The sequence below is a fragment of the Streptomyces sp. NPDC034670 genome (assembly GCF_055574875.1).
Genome location: NZ_JBVITR010000012.1, coordinates 46,554 through 63,205, shown reverse-complemented (window position 1 = coordinate 63,205; position 16,652 = coordinate 46,554). Strand labels below are relative to the sequence as shown.

13 protein-coding genes are annotated in these 16,652 nt (G+C 73.0%); 7 read left to right on the top strand and 6 right to left on the bottom strand.

Going from position 1 to position 16,652, the window contains the following annotated elements; all coding sequences use genetic code 11:
- Positions 1–85 precede the first annotated feature (85 nt).
- Positions 86–859: a helix-turn-helix domain-containing protein gene (locus ACZ56B_RS11695; protein ID WP_468788775.1), complete on the bottom strand. Its 774-nt coding sequence runs from the start codon at positions 857–859 to the stop codon at positions 86–88.
- Positions 856–2,022 carry a ParB/RepB/Spo0J family partition protein gene (locus ACZ56B_RS11690; RefSeq protein ID WP_468788773.1) on the bottom strand — a complete coding sequence of 389 codons (1,167 nt, stop codon included), beginning with the start codon at positions 2,020–2,022 and terminating at the stop codon, positions 856–858. The genes ACZ56B_RS11695 and ACZ56B_RS11690 overlap by 4 nt, the downstream gene beginning before the upstream one ends.
- 319 nt (positions 2,023–2,341) lie before the next feature.
- Between ACZ56B_RS11690 and ACZ56B_RS11685 the strand changes: the two genes are divergently transcribed.
- From ACZ56B_RS11685 to ACZ56B_RS11665, 5 genes are all read left to right on the top strand, one after another.
- Complete coding sequence (locus ACZ56B_RS11685; protein WP_468788917.1) at positions 2,342–2,872, top strand: DUF5987 family protein; 531 nt, start codon at positions 2,342–2,344, stop codon at positions 2,870–2,872.
- Entirely contained in the window at positions 2,869–4,527 is a 1,659-nt protein-coding gene (locus ACZ56B_RS11680) for an FAD-dependent oxidoreductase (RefSeq protein ID WP_468788771.1), read from the top strand. The genes ACZ56B_RS11685 and ACZ56B_RS11680 overlap by 4 nt, the downstream gene beginning before the upstream one ends.
- A gap of 154 nt (positions 4,528–4,681) precedes the next feature.
- Positions 4,682–5,152: an acyl-CoA thioesterase gene (locus ACZ56B_RS11675; protein ID WP_468788769.1), complete on the top strand. Its 471-nt coding sequence runs from the start codon at positions 4,682–4,684 to the stop codon at positions 5,150–5,152.
- Positions 5,153–5,305: 153 nt separating this feature from the next.
- Entirely contained in the window at positions 5,306–6,109 is an 804-nt protein-coding gene (locus ACZ56B_RS11670; protein WP_468788767.1) for a TIGR03084 family metal-binding protein, read from the top strand.
- A 203-nt stretch (positions 6,110–6,312) separates the two neighbouring features.
- The gene (locus ACZ56B_RS11665) at positions 6,313–7,599 is read left to right on the top strand and encodes a prephenate dehydrogenase (RefSeq protein ID WP_468788765.1); all 1,287 of its coding nucleotides are present in this window, start codon (positions 6,313–6,315) and stop codon (positions 7,597–7,599) included.
- Positions 7,600–7,773: 174 nt separating this feature from the next.
- Here ACZ56B_RS11665 and ACZ56B_RS11660 read toward each other — a convergent pair whose 3' ends face one another.
- From ACZ56B_RS11660 to ACZ56B_RS11645, 4 genes are all read right to left on the bottom strand, one after another.
- Positions 7,774–8,808 carry a carboxymuconolactone decarboxylase family protein gene (locus tag ACZ56B_RS11660; RefSeq protein WP_468788763.1) on the bottom strand — a complete coding sequence of 345 codons (1,035 nt, stop codon included), beginning with the start codon at positions 8,806–8,808 and terminating at the stop codon, positions 7,774–7,776.
- Positions 8,809–8,952: 144 nt separating this feature from the next.
- Positions 8,953–9,447 (bottom strand): hypothetical protein, encoded by a 495-nt coding sequence (locus ACZ56B_RS11655; protein ID WP_468788761.1) that lies wholly within the window; start codon positions 9,445–9,447, stop codon positions 8,953–8,955.
- 104 nt (positions 9,448–9,551) lie between these two features.
- Positions 9,552–11,117 (bottom strand): aromatic amino acid lyase, encoded by a 1,566-nt coding sequence (locus ACZ56B_RS11650; protein ID WP_468788759.1) that lies wholly within the window; start codon positions 11,115–11,117, stop codon positions 9,552–9,554.
- Between the two features lie 338 nt (positions 11,118–11,455).
- Entirely contained in the window at positions 11,456–12,688 is a 1,233-nt protein-coding gene (locus tag ACZ56B_RS11645) for a helix-turn-helix domain-containing protein (protein ID WP_468788757.1), read from the bottom strand.
- Positions 12,689–12,992: 304 nt separating this feature from the next.
- Between ACZ56B_RS11645 and ACZ56B_RS11640 the strand changes: the two genes are divergently transcribed.
- Entirely contained in the window at positions 12,993–13,442 is a 450-nt protein-coding gene (locus ACZ56B_RS11640; protein ID WP_468788755.1) for an acyl carrier protein, read from the top strand.
- 1,251 nt (positions 13,443–14,693) lie between these two features.
- The gene (locus ACZ56B_RS11635) at positions 14,694–15,773 is read left to right on the top strand and encodes a glucose-1-phosphate thymidylyltransferase (RefSeq protein ID WP_468788753.1); all 1,080 of its coding nucleotides are present in this window, start codon (positions 14,694–14,696) and stop codon (positions 15,771–15,773) included.
- Positions 15,774–16,652: the final 879 nt, after the last annotated feature.

Below are 16,652 nucleotides of genomic sequence, written 5' to 3'. Positions count from 1 at the left end.
GGCGGGCCGGCCACGGGACACGGTGGCCGGCCCGCCCCCTCGGCGTGCGTGTGCGGAACGGTTCGGGGAGGACGGTCGTGATGGGTCAGAGGCCGGTCCGTTGCTCCGGAGCGGCGGTCACGTCCAGGATCGCGAGCAGCAGCGGCGGGTCCAGTGCGTCCTGTGGGCGCAGGGTGATCTCGGTCGGCTGCAGCAAGGCGCCCGGGCGCACCGTCACCGGGCCGCACCGTCCGACGGAGAGCAGGCCGGGGGTGGGCCGGCCGAAGAGTTCGTCCTCGTGGCTGTAGGGCACGGAGTGGACCAGGACGTGCCAGGTGCCGCCCGGAACGTCCTTCAGTTCGAAGGCGCCGGGTCCGTCGAGGATCGTCCAGCGTGCGGGGCGGCCCTGGCGCACACAGCTCGGGAACAACCCGACGAAGATCCGGCCGAGCGCCGCACCGGGCGAGAGCACGACCCGGCCGCGCAGCGACATGCTGTGCGCCACGGCCGGGGCGACTGCCGTCGTGGCGGGTAATCCCGGTGAGGAACCGTCGAGCTCGCGATAAGCGCGCGGCGAGATCCCGACACAGGCTTTGAAACGCGAGCTGAAGGTGCCGACGCTGCTGTAACCGACCAGGCTGCTGATATCAGCCACACTGAAATCCGTGTCCCGTAGGAGTCTTTTCGCTTCCTGCATCCGCAGGGCGGAAAGGAAACGCCCCGGAGAGGTCCCCGTCGCTTCCCTGAATATCCGGGTGAAGTGGAATTTGCTGAACATCGCGGTGCGCGCCAGGTCATCGATCGTCAGGTCCTGGCCGAGATTGATGTGCATATAGCGGATGACTCGGCGGACAGCGTGCTCGACGGTGGTCGTGGTCACCGTAACCCTCCGGGGTGGCGCGGCGTCAACGCCGAATTGGCTGAGTCGTGCTTGGCCGTGCCGCGGCTGTCGACGGCGTGCCTGCGCCGGGACATGTCCTCGGCGAAGCGGCGCCAGGCGTCCGAGCAGTGCCGGGCGAGTTCGGCCACGGGTTCGGTGGCGTGCGGGGGGACCGCGCCCGCGCGCTTCTGCCAGGCCTCGTCGACGATGAAGTGGGTGTGCAGCCAGCGGACGAAGTCGCGTCCGCTGTCCGAGTGGCGCAGGGACGGGTCGTTGGCCAGGTTGCGCAGGCTCTCCAGGGGGCCGCGTGAGCGGGGGGACACCGGGCTGCCCTGCGGGGTGCGCGCGGGCACGGCGGCGCGGGGGCGGTCCGGGACGGCGGGGGCGGCTTTGCGGGGCACCTCGGCCGTACGGGGCACCTCGGCCGCACGGGGCACCTCGGCCGTACGGGCCGGCGTGCTGCGCGCGGCGGCCCGTACGGGCTTGCTCTGCCGTCCGGGCGGAACCGGGTTCTCGCCGCGGAGAAGCCGGCGTCGCACGTCGTGCGCGGTGCCGAGCGAGAGGCCGGTCTCCTTGACGACGGCCCGCAACGACAGCTCGGGATCCCTCGTCATCAGTTCGGCGGCGTGGAGGCGCTCGGCGGTGCGGTCAAGGGGGTGCGACTTGCCGTCGGCGCCGGTGCGCGTGTTCAGCGCGGGAGATCCCGCGGTTGAACACCCCCGGACCGATGCCACGGTCTTCGCGTCGAGTCCCGCGTAAGCGGCCACGGCCCGGTCCGACAGGCTCGGGTGCGAGGCGAGGATCCGCCAGGCGGCCGTCTTGCGCTCGGCCACGGACAGGGGCAGGCCGTTTGCGATGTTCGCCGTCACCGAGCGCAGGAAGACCTGGTCCTCGGCGCCGTCGAAGTACTGGACCTCGACGGTGTCGAGGCCCCGCAGCACGGCGGCACCGATGCGGTGCATGCCGTCCACCACCCGCAGGGTGGGGCGGTGCACGAGCACGGGCGGCAGCAGCGGGTAGATGGCGGAGAGCCGGCGCACGTGAGCCTTGTCGATGCCCTTCAGGCGCGGCGAGTCCGCGGGGACGAGGTCGTCGATCCGCACGCGGTGCGTGGTGCGCGCGGAGTGCTCCGGTACGGGCTGTGAATCGCCGACGCTTTTCACGTTTCCTCCAACATGAGACCGAGATGCACTTCCGCAAGCGCGGATGCCAGCGCAGAAGAATGTCACGTGCGGCTGAGGAATGTATCCGGAGGGGCAGCCTAGTGACCGTGAGTCAGGCGAAAGGAATCCTGCGGAACCGACGCGTCAACTCTGGGTAGTTCAATTCGCTCCCGCTGCTACTTCGGGCAGTTGCTTGAACGCACCGAATCGACGTAACTTCCTTTTACGCCGCAAGGGCGCTCCCCCACAAAGCGGCAGAATGGAGGCCGAGGTGAGTAACCATGGGACGCATGTGGCGCTCGATGGTGAGTACCGCACCATGACCCTCGAGGCGTACGCGGACACCATCGTCCCGGGAGAGAAGCGCTGGGCCGGGGACCGGGCCGTCGCCGGTGTCGCCACCGGCGGCGGCGCGGTCCAGGCCGGTGCGCTCGACCTGCTCGCCTGGGATGCCACCGGGATCCACGACGGACTCGACGAGCTGGCTCGGCTGCTGAACGACCACACCGAGGCCTACGCGAAGGAGCGGGACCTCACGCTCGACCAGGACGTGCCCCCCTTCGTGGCCCTGGCGTACGAGGACCGGGCCGAGCTGGTTCTGCGGTTGACGAAACCCGGTCACCCGGAGAAGGAGTTCTGGGTGATGCTCTCGCTCTTCTGCAACATGGCCTTCGACTCGGCGGCGCACCTGCCGACCGCCCGAGCAGTCGAGGAAGGCCACCCCGGCCTCACCGCGATGGGCATCGGCAGGCCCGACCCGGACGGTCTGTACCGCTTCCGCGACTTCGGCTACGGCCGCGCGTTCGCCCGACTGCACCCCGACACGACGTCCACCGGGAGTCCCGCATGACCGGCACAGCCGAACGTACGGACGTACTCGTCATCGGCAGTGGCTTCGGCGGCGCGATCGCCGCGTACCACCTCGCCGCAGGCGGCGCCGAGGTCACCGTCCTGGAACGCGGTCCCTGGCTGGAGAGCAGCGAGTTCGAGCACGACTACAAGCTGGGTTCCTCCTACACCCGGGCCTTCGACTTCACGGTCGGCGACGGGATGAGCGTCCTCGGCGGCAACTGTGTCGGTGGTGGCAGCGTCGTCTACTTCGCCGCGATGCCGCGGGCGCCCCGCTTCGTCTTCGAACGGCACGGTTCCATCGGCCGGCGGATGTGGCCCGGAGCCATCAACCGCGACACCCTCGACCCCTGGTACGACCGGGTGGCCGAATCGCTGTCCATCACCAAGCAGGAGTGGAGCGACGTCAGTTACGCCGGCGGACTGTGGGCGGCGGCCTGCGACCACGCCGGACGGACCGCCAACCCGCTCCCGGTCGCCGTCGACAACTCCAAGTGTGTCAACTGCAACTTCATGATGGCCGGTTGCCGCTTCGAGGCGAAGCAGTCCCTGCTGGTCAACTACCTGCCCGCGGCGCTCGCCCACGGCGCCGAGATACGGCCGCTGCACGAGGTGCAGCGGATATCGCGGACCGCCGCCGGCGACTACCGCGTGCACTTCGACATCGTGGACGACGAGGACTACCGCATCCACGTGGGCAACGGGACGATCGAGGCCAAGATCGTGGTCCTGGCGGCGGGCGCCGGCGCGACACCGGTCATCCTGCAGCGCAGCGAGGCCGCGCTCGGCACCATGCCCCGGTCGGTGGGCCGGTACTTCTCGGGCAACGGCGAGCGGCTCAACACCGCCGTCATCGACGAGGACAAGGCCGCCGAGCTCCTGGGCCTGGACCGCGGGAACGGACTCGCCTACGCCGCCAACCACATAGGCAAGGGCCCCACGGTCGCCAACTGGGACCGGCTCGACGGATCCCTGCCCGAGTACTCCCGCTACTCCTTGGAACAGCTCTACTTCCCGCCGGGCCTGGGGACGATCCTCGCCCAGGTGGCCGATGCCACGGGACCGACCTGGTTCGGTCCCGAGAAGAAGGAGATCCTCAGGCGCTGGACCTCGTGGCTCACCATCTTCACGATGATCGAGGACGACAACGAGGGAGTCTTCGGCCCGCCCCCCGCCACCGGCAACGCCCACCGCATCTCGCAGCAGATGCTCGGCAGGGGAAGCCTCCGGTACGAACCCACCCACCACACGTGGAGCGCCTGGAAGAAGTCCGACGCCGAGGTCAAGGAGATCCTGGAGAAGGACGGCCTGGCCAAGGTGATGCCCTGGACCAACGACCTGATCGGCGCTTACACGGTGCACCCCCTCGCCTCCTGCCGCATGGGAGACGACCCGCAGACCTCCGCGCTCGACGACCGCAACGAACTGCGCGGCCACCCCGGCATCTTCGTCACCGACGGCTCGGCCGTTCCGGGTGCCCTGACCGTGAATCCGGCCATGACCATCGCCGCGCTCGCCGAGCGCGCGATCCCCGGGATCGTGCGTGCGGCCCAGCGCAAGGGCGTCGCCGTGACCTACGGCGCGCCGGCGCCCGATGGATCCCGCAGCGCGCGCAGGAACGTCCTGCCGCTGCTGCCCTCGCTCACCGGCAGGTGACCCTCCCCCACCGGGTCCCGGCACCACCGCACCCGGGCGGTTCCCACGTGCCCGCGACGCGGGGACCGCCCGGGGCGGACCTCTCCACCGAGTGGGTTGCTTGAAGCAACACACCACGTCACACACCACGCACAGCGAACGAGGGGTGAACACCATGTCCGACTACTTCGAGTACCGCCACACCGTCGGTTTCGAGGAGACCAATCTGGTCGGCAACGTCTACTACGTGAACTACCTCCGGTGGCAGGGCCGCTGCCGGGAACTCTTCCTCAAGCAGCGGGCGCCGGCGGTGCTGCGCGAGGTGCAGGACGACCTCAAACTGTTCACGCTGAAGGTGGACTGCGAGTTCTTCGCCGAGATCACCGCCTTCGACGAGCTGTCGATCCGGATGCGGCTGGCCGAGCTGGGCCAGACCCAGCTGGAGTTCACCTTCGACTACGTCAAGGTGGCCGAGGACGGCGGTGAGGTCCTGGTCGCCCGCGGCAGGCAGCGGATCGCCTGCATGCGCGGCCCGAACACCGCGACGGTCCCGTCCCTCATCCCGGGCGCACTGGCCCGGGCCCTGGAGCCGTACACGACCCGGACCACCGTTCAGACCCTCCCGCTGGCCGGTCACGCCGCCTAGCGCCCTTCTCTCGGCCCGGTGGGTTGCTCCAAAGGACCCGCTCGGCTTCGGTAACACCCCTCCCGCAGGACTCGCCACACGAGTGAGTCCTTCTCTCCGGACCAGTGGGTTGCTTCAAAAAACCCGCCCCCTCACAGGCAGAGGAGCAAGAGAATGACCGCCCTGAACGACGTGCTCAAGGACCTGTCCGCCGAGATCGACGAGGTCGCCCGTCTGGTCGAGAACATCGACGACGACGCCTGGAACGCCCCGACTCCCGCCCCCGGCTGGACCGTCGCGGACCAGATCGCCCATCTGACCTTCGTCTTCACCCTGGCCAGGGCCGCCGCCGCCGACCCGGAGGGCTTCAAGGCCATGACCTCCGGGGCCGCGAAGAACTTCGACGGCGCCGTCGACTCCGCCCTGAAGCAGTTCAACTCCTTCCCGCCCGAGGAGCTGCTCGCCCGCTTCCGAGCCGGTGGGGACGCCTCGGTGGAGGCGCTCGGCCGGGTGCCGGAGAACTCGTTCGTGCCGTGGCTGGTCAATCCGCTGCCGCCGGTCGTCCTCGCCTGCGCCGGGATCATGGAGCTCTTCGGCCACGGACAGGACATCGCCGACACGCTCGGCGTCCGCAGGGAGCCCACCGGCCGTCTGCTCCACCTGGTCAACTTCGCCTGGCTGACCCGCGACTTCGGCTACGAATCCCACGGTCTGACCCCGCCCTCCGAGCACTTCCGCTTCGAACTCACCGCCCCCTCCGGCGAGCTGTGGACCGTCGGCCCCGAGGACGCCGAGCAGACGATCAGCGGCCCCGCCCACGACTTCTGCCTCCTGGTCACCCGCCGCCGGCACCGCGACGATCTCGCCCTGACGGCGACCGGTGCCGACGCGGAGCAGTGGCTGGACATCGCCCAGGCCTACCGCGGTCCGCACGGCGAGGGCCGGCAGCCGGGCCAGTTCGCGGACTCGGCGGCGTGAGCGGGACGAACCGCACGGACCGGGCGGCCGGGGCGTAGCGCGGACCCGCGGCCGTCCCGACGGCCGGAGGCCGCCGCGTCGGGGGACCGCGCCGGTCACGCGGTCCCGCGGCCCGCCCCGGGACACGCATCCTCCCCCTCCCCGCCGCCCCGGGCCCCGCCGCCCGCACCCACCCGAGACAGAAGCTCGCCAAGGAGGAGACCATGACCAGTACCGGCCTGCGGCGCGTCACGGTGATCGGATGCGGACTGATCGGTACGTCCATCGCACTCGCACTCACCCGGGCCGGAGTCGAAGTGGCCCTGGAGGACCGTGACCGAAGTGCCCTGGACCATGCCCGCCGCAGGGGAGCCGGGCGGGAGCTGACCCCGGCCACACCGCCCGCGGACCTCGTGGTGATCGCCACCCCGCCGGCCACCGTCGCGGACGCCCTCTACACGGCGCAGGCCCGCGGACTCGGCCGCGCCTACACCGATGTCGCCGGGACCAAGAAGATCATCTGGGCGGAGGCCGAGATGCGCGGCAGCGACCTGATGGGCTACGTCCCAGGGCACCCCATGGCGGGCCGGGAGCAGTCCGGCCCCGGCGCGGCACAGGCGGACCTGTTCGCCGGGCGGCCGTGGATCCTGTGCCCGTACCCCACCGTTCAGCCGGAAGCCCTCGAGGCGGTCGACGCGCTGGTGTCGCTGTGCGGAGGGCGCCGCCGGGACATGACGCCCGAGGAGCACGACGAGGCCGCCGCCGTGGTCTCGCATGTCCCCCAGCTCGTCTGCTCCGCGCTGGCGGCTCAGCTCGCCGATGTCGACCGCGAGGTCCTCGCGCTCGCCGGCGCCGGTCTGCGGGACACGACGCGCATCGCGGGCAGCGACCACCGGATGTGGAGCGACATCTTCGCCCAGAACCCGGAGGCGGTGGCCGACGTGGTGGACCGCATCGCCGGGCAGTTGTCCGCCGTGTCGAGCGAGTTGCGGGACCGCGGCAGTGACGGGTCGACCCTGGTCTCCGCTCTCCTCGGCCGTGGGAACCTCGGCCGGACCGCCCTGCTCGAGGCCGTGGCGACCGGCGGGGCGCCGGAGACGGCGCGTGACGGTGGCGTCGCCGCGGTGCGCGAGGACTCCGCGGACCCGGCGGAAGGCACTGCTGCCGGGGCCCGAGGAGAACCCCTACCCGCCGACGGAGGAGCGGCGCGTGAGGAAGCGGCCGTCGACGAAGCCGCCGACGTGGGACGGGCTCCGGCCGCCGCGGGACCCGCCACCGGCGCGGGGGTCCGGGATCCGGGCGGAGCCCATGGGGGGCGGTCGCCCGAGGACCCCGAGGGCCCCGAGGACGAGGCGGAGCGTCCGGGACTGGACGGGTGGATCCTGCCGCTCTCCGGCAACCGGTCCGCTCCCGCGCACCCCGCACCCCGCCGTACGCAGCACGGGCCGTTGAGGATGCGTCCCGGCAGGCCGTCCGGACCGGCCCCGCGCATCCACCGGTTCGCCGGCTGAGCGCGGCGGGCCGCCCCGAGCGCCCCGCGCCGTTCCGGGACGAACGGCGCGGGGCACTCCCGCACGGGACCGGCGAACGGATCGCGTGCGCGGCCGCACGCGGGGGACGCCGTCGCACCAGCCGCTGCGCGCCGGGCACCACTCGGGGCAAGATCCGCGGGACGGATGCCCGCGTCACGAGGACGTGTGGGCCGCCTCGAAGCGGCGGCCCACACGGAGCGCGGCCGACAGCGCCGCCCACGACGTCACCTCGATCAGTTCCCGGTCGGTGGGGTGCTGTTCGCGGAAGACCGAGACGTCGGCGTCGGTGATTTGGTAGCAGGCGAACGCGCTGAGCAACGCGAGCCGGGCCGTCGGCCGTTCGGCCGCGGGCAGGCCTTCGACGGCCTCCTCCAGCCAGGCGCGGCGCAGGCCCATGGGGCCGCCGTCCCACGTGGCGAGGCGTGCGCCCAGGAGTTCCCGCACCCGTTCCGGCACCCAGTGCGCCGCGCCCTCCACCGCGCCGGCGGCCCGGCCGAGCGCCGCGGCCACGGTCCCGTTCGGGGCTGCCCATTCGAGACCGGCCGGCAGCGGCGTCCCGGGCAGCAGGTCCAATGACGCGCCGGGCCGCAGCGGGACGGCGCCGGCCGGCCGCATCGACCGCGCGGCCGTACGCAGGATCGCACCGCGCAGGAACCCGGGCGCCCGGTCGGGCACGGGTGAGTCGGCGAGGTAGATGCTGACCATGCGGTTGATGTAGTGGAAGGTGACGGCCACGCCGTAGAGCTCGGGAGCCTCCTGCGGGCCGAACGGCGGCCTGGCGGGCGGTCGTCCCGGTGCCGGACGGAGTCCGCTGGAACGAGCCCAGGCGCCGAGGGCGTCGCGGTCGGCGGCCGGTGGTCCCGGGAGTTCCCGCAGCGTGCTCTGGTGGACGTCCACGCAGTACGGGCAGGAGTTGGCCCGTGACACCTCGGTGGCGACGACCTCCTTGGCCGCCCGGCCCACCCGCCCCTCGACCAGGACGATCTCCCGCAGCAGCAGCCAGCTCGCCGCGAGTACCGGGGGCGCGGGCGAGTGCAGGGCCAGTGGCGGGGCGAGCACCCCGAAGTCCCGCTCGATCTGTGCGTACACGCGGGCCACCGACTCCCCGGCACGCCCCGGAGCGACGGCCCGCACATGCCGCACGTCCTTGAGCGCACCCCGCAGCACCGCTTTGACGACGGGCCTCACGTCACGCACCTCCTGAATCACGCGCGGCCCGGTTCGGGACCGCGTCCGCAACCGCCGGACCACCGGTGCGGCCCGTGACCGGGCCGTGCTCACCGGGGGGCGCCCCCTGCCGCGGCCGGGCGCGCACGGGCGGGCACGGCGAAGTCACCGGCTGCCGCCGTCGGCGTGTACGACCCGGCGGGGGCGCGTGGCCGATCCTCCCCGGTCCCCGCCGTTCGCCGCATCCTCCGGACTGCTCCGGAACGGGGCGCGGACCGCGCGCACCGGGCCCGTGCACGCCGCGGGGTGCCCGTTCGGCCTTCCGTCCCCGGGGACCGGGCCGACCGCGGTACGGATCCGCCCCGGGCCGGCCGGCTGCGCGTCGCTGTCCACGGGGTCGGCCGGGACCGTGCCGGGTGCCTCGGGCGGCCCCCAGAGTTCGGGGGCGAAGGTCCCCTGGCCGACGAACATCCGCACCAGCGCCGTGGCGGCGCTCTGTGCGGCGGACGCGGTGTAGGCGGTGGACGCGCGCGCCGTGGCGCTCAGGACCGCCGCGGCCGGTACTTCGCCGACGGTGCCGGCGGCCGGTGCGCCGGACCCGCCGCCGTAGCCCCCCGGGTCGTCGTTCGCCCCCGGGAATCCTCGCCGACTGTCGCTCATCTTCCTCACCTCTCTCACCAGAGCCGGGCGTCACGTCCGTCGTGCAGCGGGTGGAAAGCGTGACCGGTCTGCTCGCGGTGCCCGGCGCGGCGGGCGGGGAAGCCTCAGCGCGGCACGACATTCCCGTACCGGCCGATCGCCCGCAGCACCTCACCCCGTGCCAGGGCGGTGGCCGTCAGTTCGACGTCCTCGGCCAGGGGACGGTCCACGCCCAGCATCGGCACCAGGGACCGCACGGCGTCGTAGGCCGCCTGCGCCGCCGGAGCGAGGTCGCCGAACCGGCGGGACACATCCACGGCCTGGGCGGCGGCCAGGAACTCCATCGCGAGGATCCGGTTGTTGTTCTCCAGTACCTTCCGCGCCCCGCGGACCGCGACCAGGCCCATGCTGACGACGTCGTGGGCCGTGCCCGTGGAGGGCACGCCCTGCGTACTGGCCGGGCCTATCGTGCGGTTCTCCGCCACCAGGGCGGACGCCGGGAATCGCATCCCGGCGAAGCCGTGGTGCAGCGCCGGGTCGGCGGCGGTGAGGAACGGGGGCAGCCCGTCGCCGGCCCCGGCGTTCAGGACCTGCTGGAACTGCCGCTCGGCCAGGACGCCGAGCTGGACGAGCGCGATTGTCACGAAGTCCAGGGCGAAGGCGACCGGCTGGCCGTGGCCGTTCGCCCCGTGGAACACTTCCTGGTCCGGCAGGAACAGCGGGTCGTCCTGGGCCGAGTTGAGCTCGGTCTCCAGGGTGCTCACCGCCCGGTACAGGGTGTCCCGCACGGCCCCGACCACCTGCGGGACGGCCCGCAGCGAATACGCCCACGGGGCGCGTGACCCGCTCGGTGCACCGCCCGCGGACGGCGCCGTGGCGCCGCCGCGCAGCAGCTCCCGCAGGTTCGCGGCCGTGTCGATCTGTCCCGGATGGGGGCGGGCGAGGTCGTGCCCCGCGGCGAGGCAGTGCTCCGCCGAACCGCCGAGCACCCCGGTCACCAGGGCTGTGGCGACCTCCGCCTGCCGTACCTGGTCGAGCGCCCGCGCCACGACCAGCGAGCCGAGGCCGGTCATCGCGGACGTGCCGCCGATCAGCGCCCGGCCCTCCTTGAAGCCGAGCCGCAGCGGCCGGACGCCCCGCTCCCGCAGGACCTGCGCCGTCTCCACCCGCTTGCCGTCCAGCAGGACATGCCCCTCGCCGATCAGGGTGCCCGCGACATGGGCCAGGGGCGTCGTGTCCCCTCCGGCACCCAGGGAACCGATTTCGGGGACGGCCGGTGTGAGCCCGCCGTTGAGATACGCGGCAAGGCGCTCAAGTATCACGGGACGCACCGCGGAGTATCCCTTGGCCAGTGAGTTCAGCAGGGTCACGACGACGGCCCTGGCCTCATCCGAGGCGAACAGGGGTCCTACGCCCGTGCTGTGACTGCGGATCAGGTTGGCCTGGAGTTCGCCCGCCTCGTCGACGCCGACCCGCACCGCTCCGCCGCGGTCGAAGGACGTCACTCCGTCGACCGGCACGTCCCGGCGGACGAGGTCCTCCAGGGCCTGCCTACTGGCGCCCGCCCTGGCCACCGCGCTCCGGCTGAGGCTCACCGCCGCGCCCTCTTCGGCGACCCGGCGCACCGCGCCGACGGTCAGGGTCTCGCCGTCGACGAAGACGGGGACAACGTCGCTCTGAAGCACGGACAACGCCTCACTCCCTGCATCGTGCCGCCGCTCCCGGCGGACCCGGGAGCGGCTGCCTCGCCCTGCCGGTCGCCGGACCCGGCCGGGCGGCGTCGGACCGGACCGCGCTCCCCGGCCGCGACAGTCCATTCTCGGCCTCGCCCCGATCCGGCCGCGTCTCCTTCCGTGCGCAGTCGGAGCGGGCCTGCGTGCCCGGTGGACGAAGAACCCGGCGCGGTGACCTCCCCCGGAACACGGTCCGGCCGCCGCGCGGGTCTCCTCGCCGCGCGGGGAACCCGGTACGGCAGCCGGTGGGGGTGCGGGCGTGCCCCGCCGTGTTTCCGCCCCGGTGCCGTGCGCGGTCAGGCCCTGACGCCCGGCACCTTGCCGCGGGACTTGAGCAGGCACTCCGCGGCGATCCGCCAGATCGTCGCCGCGAGGTCGATGTTGGAGGACTCCTGGGCCCGCAGAGCGAGCCGCTGCAGCCCGGCCACGCCCGCGTCCTCGTCGCCCTCGAGGATGCGCAGCTGGTTCTCCAGGACCTCGAGCCTGATCCGGCTCCGGTAGGACATCCGCCGGTCGGACCGGCCGAGCCGGTCGAGCAGGGCCCGGGCGTCCTCGAACCTGCCCTCGTGGAAAGCGAGGTGGGTTCTGAGGGCGGTCAGCTCGTGCTCTATCGCGGAGGTGCCGCAGAAGGGCAGCGCCGCCTCCGCGTCCTCGATGTACCGCTGGGCGACCTCTGGTTCGGGCGGGAACTTCTGCAGGTGCAGATCGGCCGCGATGAGCCGCAACCGCAGCCACAGCGTCACGTTCTCCCCGCTGCCGAACCGGTCGAGGGCCTGCTCCAGGAGCTCCTGCGCGGGCCCGAAGTCGCCTTGGCGCACCCGCACGGCGACCACGGTCCACATGGCCTCGGCCCACAGCGCGTCGCTGCGGCCCTCGACCAGGACGGCCAACTCGTCGGCGTGCTGCCGGGCGTCCGGCAGCCTGCCCGCCTCCGCCTCCACGGAGACCAGGACGAGCAGGACCGCGGCCAGGTCCTGGGCGGACAGCTCGTTCTCCCGGGCCAGGCGGTGGGCGGTGGCTGCCGCGTCGGCGGCCGGGGCGATCTCGCCCGCCGTGCGCAGCGACCTGGCGAGCCGGGTCAGCGCTCTGCAACGCAGTTCGGCCAGACCGGTCTCCTCGCTGAGCACGACGAGCTCGTCGAGGTAAGCGCGCTCGGCGGCGTTCTCACCGTGCCGGCGCTTCCACTCGGCGAGCCGCCACAGGGCCTGCCAGCGCAGCATCGGGTCCTGCGTCCGAGCCGACTCCAGTGCCTCGGCGAGCTGCTCGTTGGTCTCGTCCGAATCGAGGGAGGTGGCGATCGACAGAATCCGGGCCAGCGAGGTCGTCCGGCTCTCCTCGAACTCCGAAGGGCCCACCCCCAGCCGGTCGGCCAGGTACGCCACGACGCGATCCGTGGGCTGTCGGGCTCCGGACTCCAGGCGCGACAGGTATCCGGTCGATATGCCGTCACCGGCGAGGGTGGCCTGCGAAAGGCCCCGTTCGGTCCGCAGCTGCTTGAGTCGACGGCCGAAGGATGGCTGTTCCAGCACGTGATTGCCCCAATGGTGGATGGACTGCGGAGGTTCCAGCCGGACCACTTGCCACTAGTGTGTCACAGCTTCCTCACCGGGCGTGCCAAACGACACCGCCCCGCCGCCTTCTTTGGCAAACCCGAGGAGCTCGCAGGCTGCGCCTCTCGCCCACTCGGACCCACCGGGTACTCGCGAAAGCTTGGCAACTGTGTAGGCAAACCATCTGCCAGCACGGACGCCTGTGACGTACGCTGCTTGGCAACATGGGGGTACGGGCGCGCCCGGCCACCGTCGCTCGACGCAGCCGACAGGAGTAGCGTAAATGACCCGTGATCACTCTGAAGCCGCAGGTGCGCCGGCCACCGCGTACGACGCCCCGAGCCCCGCTCACCCCGCCGATCCGGCCTATGACGTGAGGGACTTCATGGTCCGGGCGTGGAGCGAGCTGCTCGGCCGCTCGGACCTCACCGAGCACTCCGACTTCTTCGTCCGCGGCGGCGACTCGCTGCTGATCTCCCGTCTGGTGAGGCGCATCGGGCAGGAGTTCGACGTCACGGTGTCGCTGTACGACATGTCACGGCGGAACCTGGGCGATCAGGTCGCACTGGTGCACCGTGCGCGAGCCGGGGAATGCCGGGAGGGCACGGCCGGTTACCGGCCGACCGCCCGGTGCGAGGGAGGGCACGAGCCGTTCCTGAGACGACCTGCCGACCGAACCCGGGGGACGGACGTCGCGGCCCGGAGGCCCACTTGCGGGGCACCGCGTCCCTGACCTCCTCCGGCCCGTCGCCCGGAGGGGGCCGCAGGCGAGCATCCACGGCGTTCGGCTGTCGCGTTGCCGCCGGTCGCCGCCGGTCCGCGCCGTCCCCCCTCCGCCCCCGCCTCGCGTCCGGACGTGGCGGCCCCCTCTCGCCGACACCGGCCCGCCCACCGTCACCTGCCGCTGCCCGGTCCTCACGGCAGGACCCGACGCGCACCCCCACGATCCGCCCGCGGCGAGGCGCGCCCGGAAACCAGCCCGACGCGGCCTCGGCCCGTTCCGTGCGCCGCCACACCTCCCGCCGCACGGAACGGGCCGTGTGCGCGAGGCAAGATCCCGCCCATACTGGCAAGTTGCCTAAGTTTGACAAGTGTTTGTCAAACGCGAGGTCAGCTCGCTAGTTTCAGCTTCCGAACGAGTACGGAACCCAGCGCCAGCGGTCGCTCCGCTCATCTCCGAGGAGGCCTCATGTGCACCACCCCGCTCACCGTCCGGCACGCCGCCGGCCCGGGCAGCCCCGTCCTGGGAGGCCCCGACGATCCCGGCGAACTGGACTGGCCCTGAGCCGACGAGGGGGTGTGACCGCAGCACCCACGGCCCCGGGCGCGGCAGCGACCGCCCCGCCTCCCCCGGGTGGGGAGCACCGCACTGCTCCCCACGGACCGGGGCGTCCCTCCCGGGCGCGCCGGGTGCCGCCCCGCCCGTGACACCGCACGAGCCGCCCGTCTCCTCACGGGCCCCGGCCCGTCGGCCCCTTCCGGCCGCAGCACGGGCACCCGGACCGCCCCGAAGCACACCCGCAGCCCGATCCACCGTCGCACACCGGGCTCCGCAGCGATCTCCCGGGCACCGGCGGATCCCTCGCCGGGCGTGCGCGCGCCCGGTCCGCCCGCGGACCCGTCCGCGTACCCGCGCCCGGGGCTCGGCCACCGTCGACCGTGTGGCCACCCGTGAGTCGCGCCGCTCGACGAAGCGCTGCGGGCACGGGATGAACACGCGGGTCCTGCCCGCTCCCCGACGAACCCGCGATCCGGCCGCCGCCCGTGCGCAACGACCCGGTCCGGGCGCTTCGAGACGGTTCCGGCGCGTTGCCGCGCCGGAACCGTCGGACGGCCGGGCACGCGCCCCGGTTCCGCCGAGCCGGCCGGCCACGCGTTGCGCATGCCGTTCACGGCACCCCGGAAGATGAGCCGCCCAGGGCTCGCGAGGTGGGATGGGACCGACCTGGAACCGCCTACGCATGAGACCAGGAGGCGATGGCCGGTGAAGGCACTGGTGCTGACGGGCGGATTCGGCGTCCGCCTCCGTCCATTCACGTATTCCACGCCGAAACAGCTCATCCCGCTCGCGAACAGGCCGGTTCTGGAGCACGTGATCACACACATCCGTGAACTGGGTGTGACGGAGATCTGCCTCCTCACCGGTGACTGGACGGAGGCGATCTCCGCGGCCATGGGCGACGGCTCCCGCTTCGGCGTGAACCTCACCTATCTGCGGCAGGACCGGCCGCTGGGCCTGGCCCACGCGGTGCGGACGGCCCGTCCGTTCCTCGGCGACGACGACTTCCTGATGTACCTGGGGGACAACATCCTGGCCGACACGGACGACACGGTCACCGGAATCGTCGAGGAGTTCCGGGAACGGCGTCCGGCCGCCGGCCTCGTGGTGCAGAAGGTGGCGGACCCGCGTGCCTACGGTGTGGCCGAGGTGGACACGGACGGCTCGGTGCTGCGTCTGGTGGAGAAGCCCTCGCAGCCACGCACCGACCTCGCCGTCGTGGGTCTGTACTACTTCACGGCGGCCATTCACGCGGCGACCGAGGCCATCGCGCCCAGCGCCCGCGGCGAACTGGAGATCACCGACGCCGTCCAGTGGCTGATCGGCCGGGGGGACGATGTCGTGGCCCGCCGGTACGACGGCTTCTGGAAGGACGTCGGCCGGGCCGACGACGTCCTGCAGTGCAACCGCCGGCTGCTCGGCGAGCTGCGCACCGACGTCAGGGGCCAGGTCGACGCGGCCAGCGAACTGCACGGCCGGGTCGTCATCGAGCCGGGTGCCCGGGTGGTCCGTTCCCGTATCGAGGGACCGGTGATCATCGGGGCGGGCACGCTGGTCGAAGACAGTTGGATCGGGCCGGGGACCTCGATCGGACACGACTGCGTGGTGCGCGACACCCATGTGTCCGATTCGGTCGTGCTCCAGGGGGCCTACCTCTGCACACCCCGGGGCCTGCGCGGTTCCCTCGTCGGCCGGTTCGCCGCGGTCGGCCCGGGCGAGAAGGGCGACCTGGGCCACCGCCTCGTGATCGGTGACCACGCGCGGATCGAGATGACCGTTGCCTGAGGCCCGGTCCGGTGCGCCCTTCGCACGCCGGTGCTCCGAGCCGGCGCCCCGGCCGGGAGACACCCGTGACGGGTGACCGGGGGCCGCCCGAGGACGCCGGCACGCCGGAGCGCCCCGCCGCGGTGGTGGCCGGTCCGGCGTGCCGTCTCGCGCGCCGCCGCGGCTCCGGCTGCCGCCGGGGAGCGTCGTGATGCCGCGGGACGCCCCGGCGGCCGCCGGGACCGTGGAGCCGGCCGGCACCCGGTGGGTCGGTCCCGATGCCGCGCTCGCCGATGAGCCCGCCGGGTTCTGCTCCCCGTACGGGACGGACGCGGTCGAGGCGGCCGGCCCCGTCCCCGGGGGGAGACGACCGGGCGGGCGTCCCGCGGCCCGGTGCGGCGGTGGGCGGCCCGGTCCCTCACCGAGGACCTGCGAACGGCCGGGCACGCCGCACGACGTGGACATCCGTCCCGCCCGGACGAAGGACCGCGCGGGACACCCGTGCGGCGGCCGGGGCAGGAGGTCACCGGGCGCCGGCCGAAGCGGGGCCCGGGCACATGTCCGAGGTCCGCCGAACGACGCCGGGCGAGCGGCGGGCCACCGGACGATCCGGCTGCCGAGCACACGACGGACGGCTGCCGCCGAAGGCCGCGCACTCGCCGGAAGCCGTCCCGCGAAGTGCCCGGCCGCCCGCGGCGACGCCAAGGCGACGGTTCGCGGCGACGCGCCCGGCCGTCCGGACACGGGCGGCGATGCGTCCGCGCACGCACGGCGTTCCGCCGGCGCGCTCACCGACGCCGCCCGGCCCGGCACCGTGTGCGGCCCCGCTTCCGCGACGACGAAAGCTGGATCTCCGCCTCCAGGCCGTTCGGCCACACGCATACCGATCGTGGCCGGCCC

Excerpts from the sequence above, each read along its gene's own strand:
- ACZ56B_RS11685 (WP_468788917.1), top strand. The coding sequence starts at position 2,342 with ATGACCCTCGAGGCGTACGCGGACACCATCGTCCCGGGAGAGAAGCGC.
- ACZ56B_RS11680 (WP_468788771.1), top strand. The coding sequence starts at position 2,869 with ATGACCGGCACAGCCGAACGTACGGACGTACTCGTCATCGGCAGTGGC.
- ACZ56B_RS11675 (WP_468788769.1), top strand. The coding sequence starts at position 4,682 with ATGTCCGACTACTTCGAGTACCGCCACACCGTCGGTTTCGAGGAGACC.
- ACZ56B_RS11670 (WP_468788767.1), top strand. The coding sequence starts at position 5,306 with ATGACCGCCCTGAACGACGTGCTCAAGGACCTGTCCGCCGAGATCGAC.
- ACZ56B_RS11665 (WP_468788765.1), top strand. The coding sequence starts at position 6,313 with ATGACCAGTACCGGCCTGCGGCGCGTCACGGTGATCGGATGCGGACTG.
- ACZ56B_RS11655 (WP_468788761.1), bottom strand. The coding sequence starts at position 9,447 with ATGAGCGACAGTCGGCGAGGATTCCCGGGGGCGAACGACGACCCGGGG.
- ACZ56B_RS11640 (WP_468788755.1), top strand. The coding sequence starts at position 12,993 with ATGACCCGTGATCACTCTGAAGCCGCAGGTGCGCCGGCCACCGCGTAC.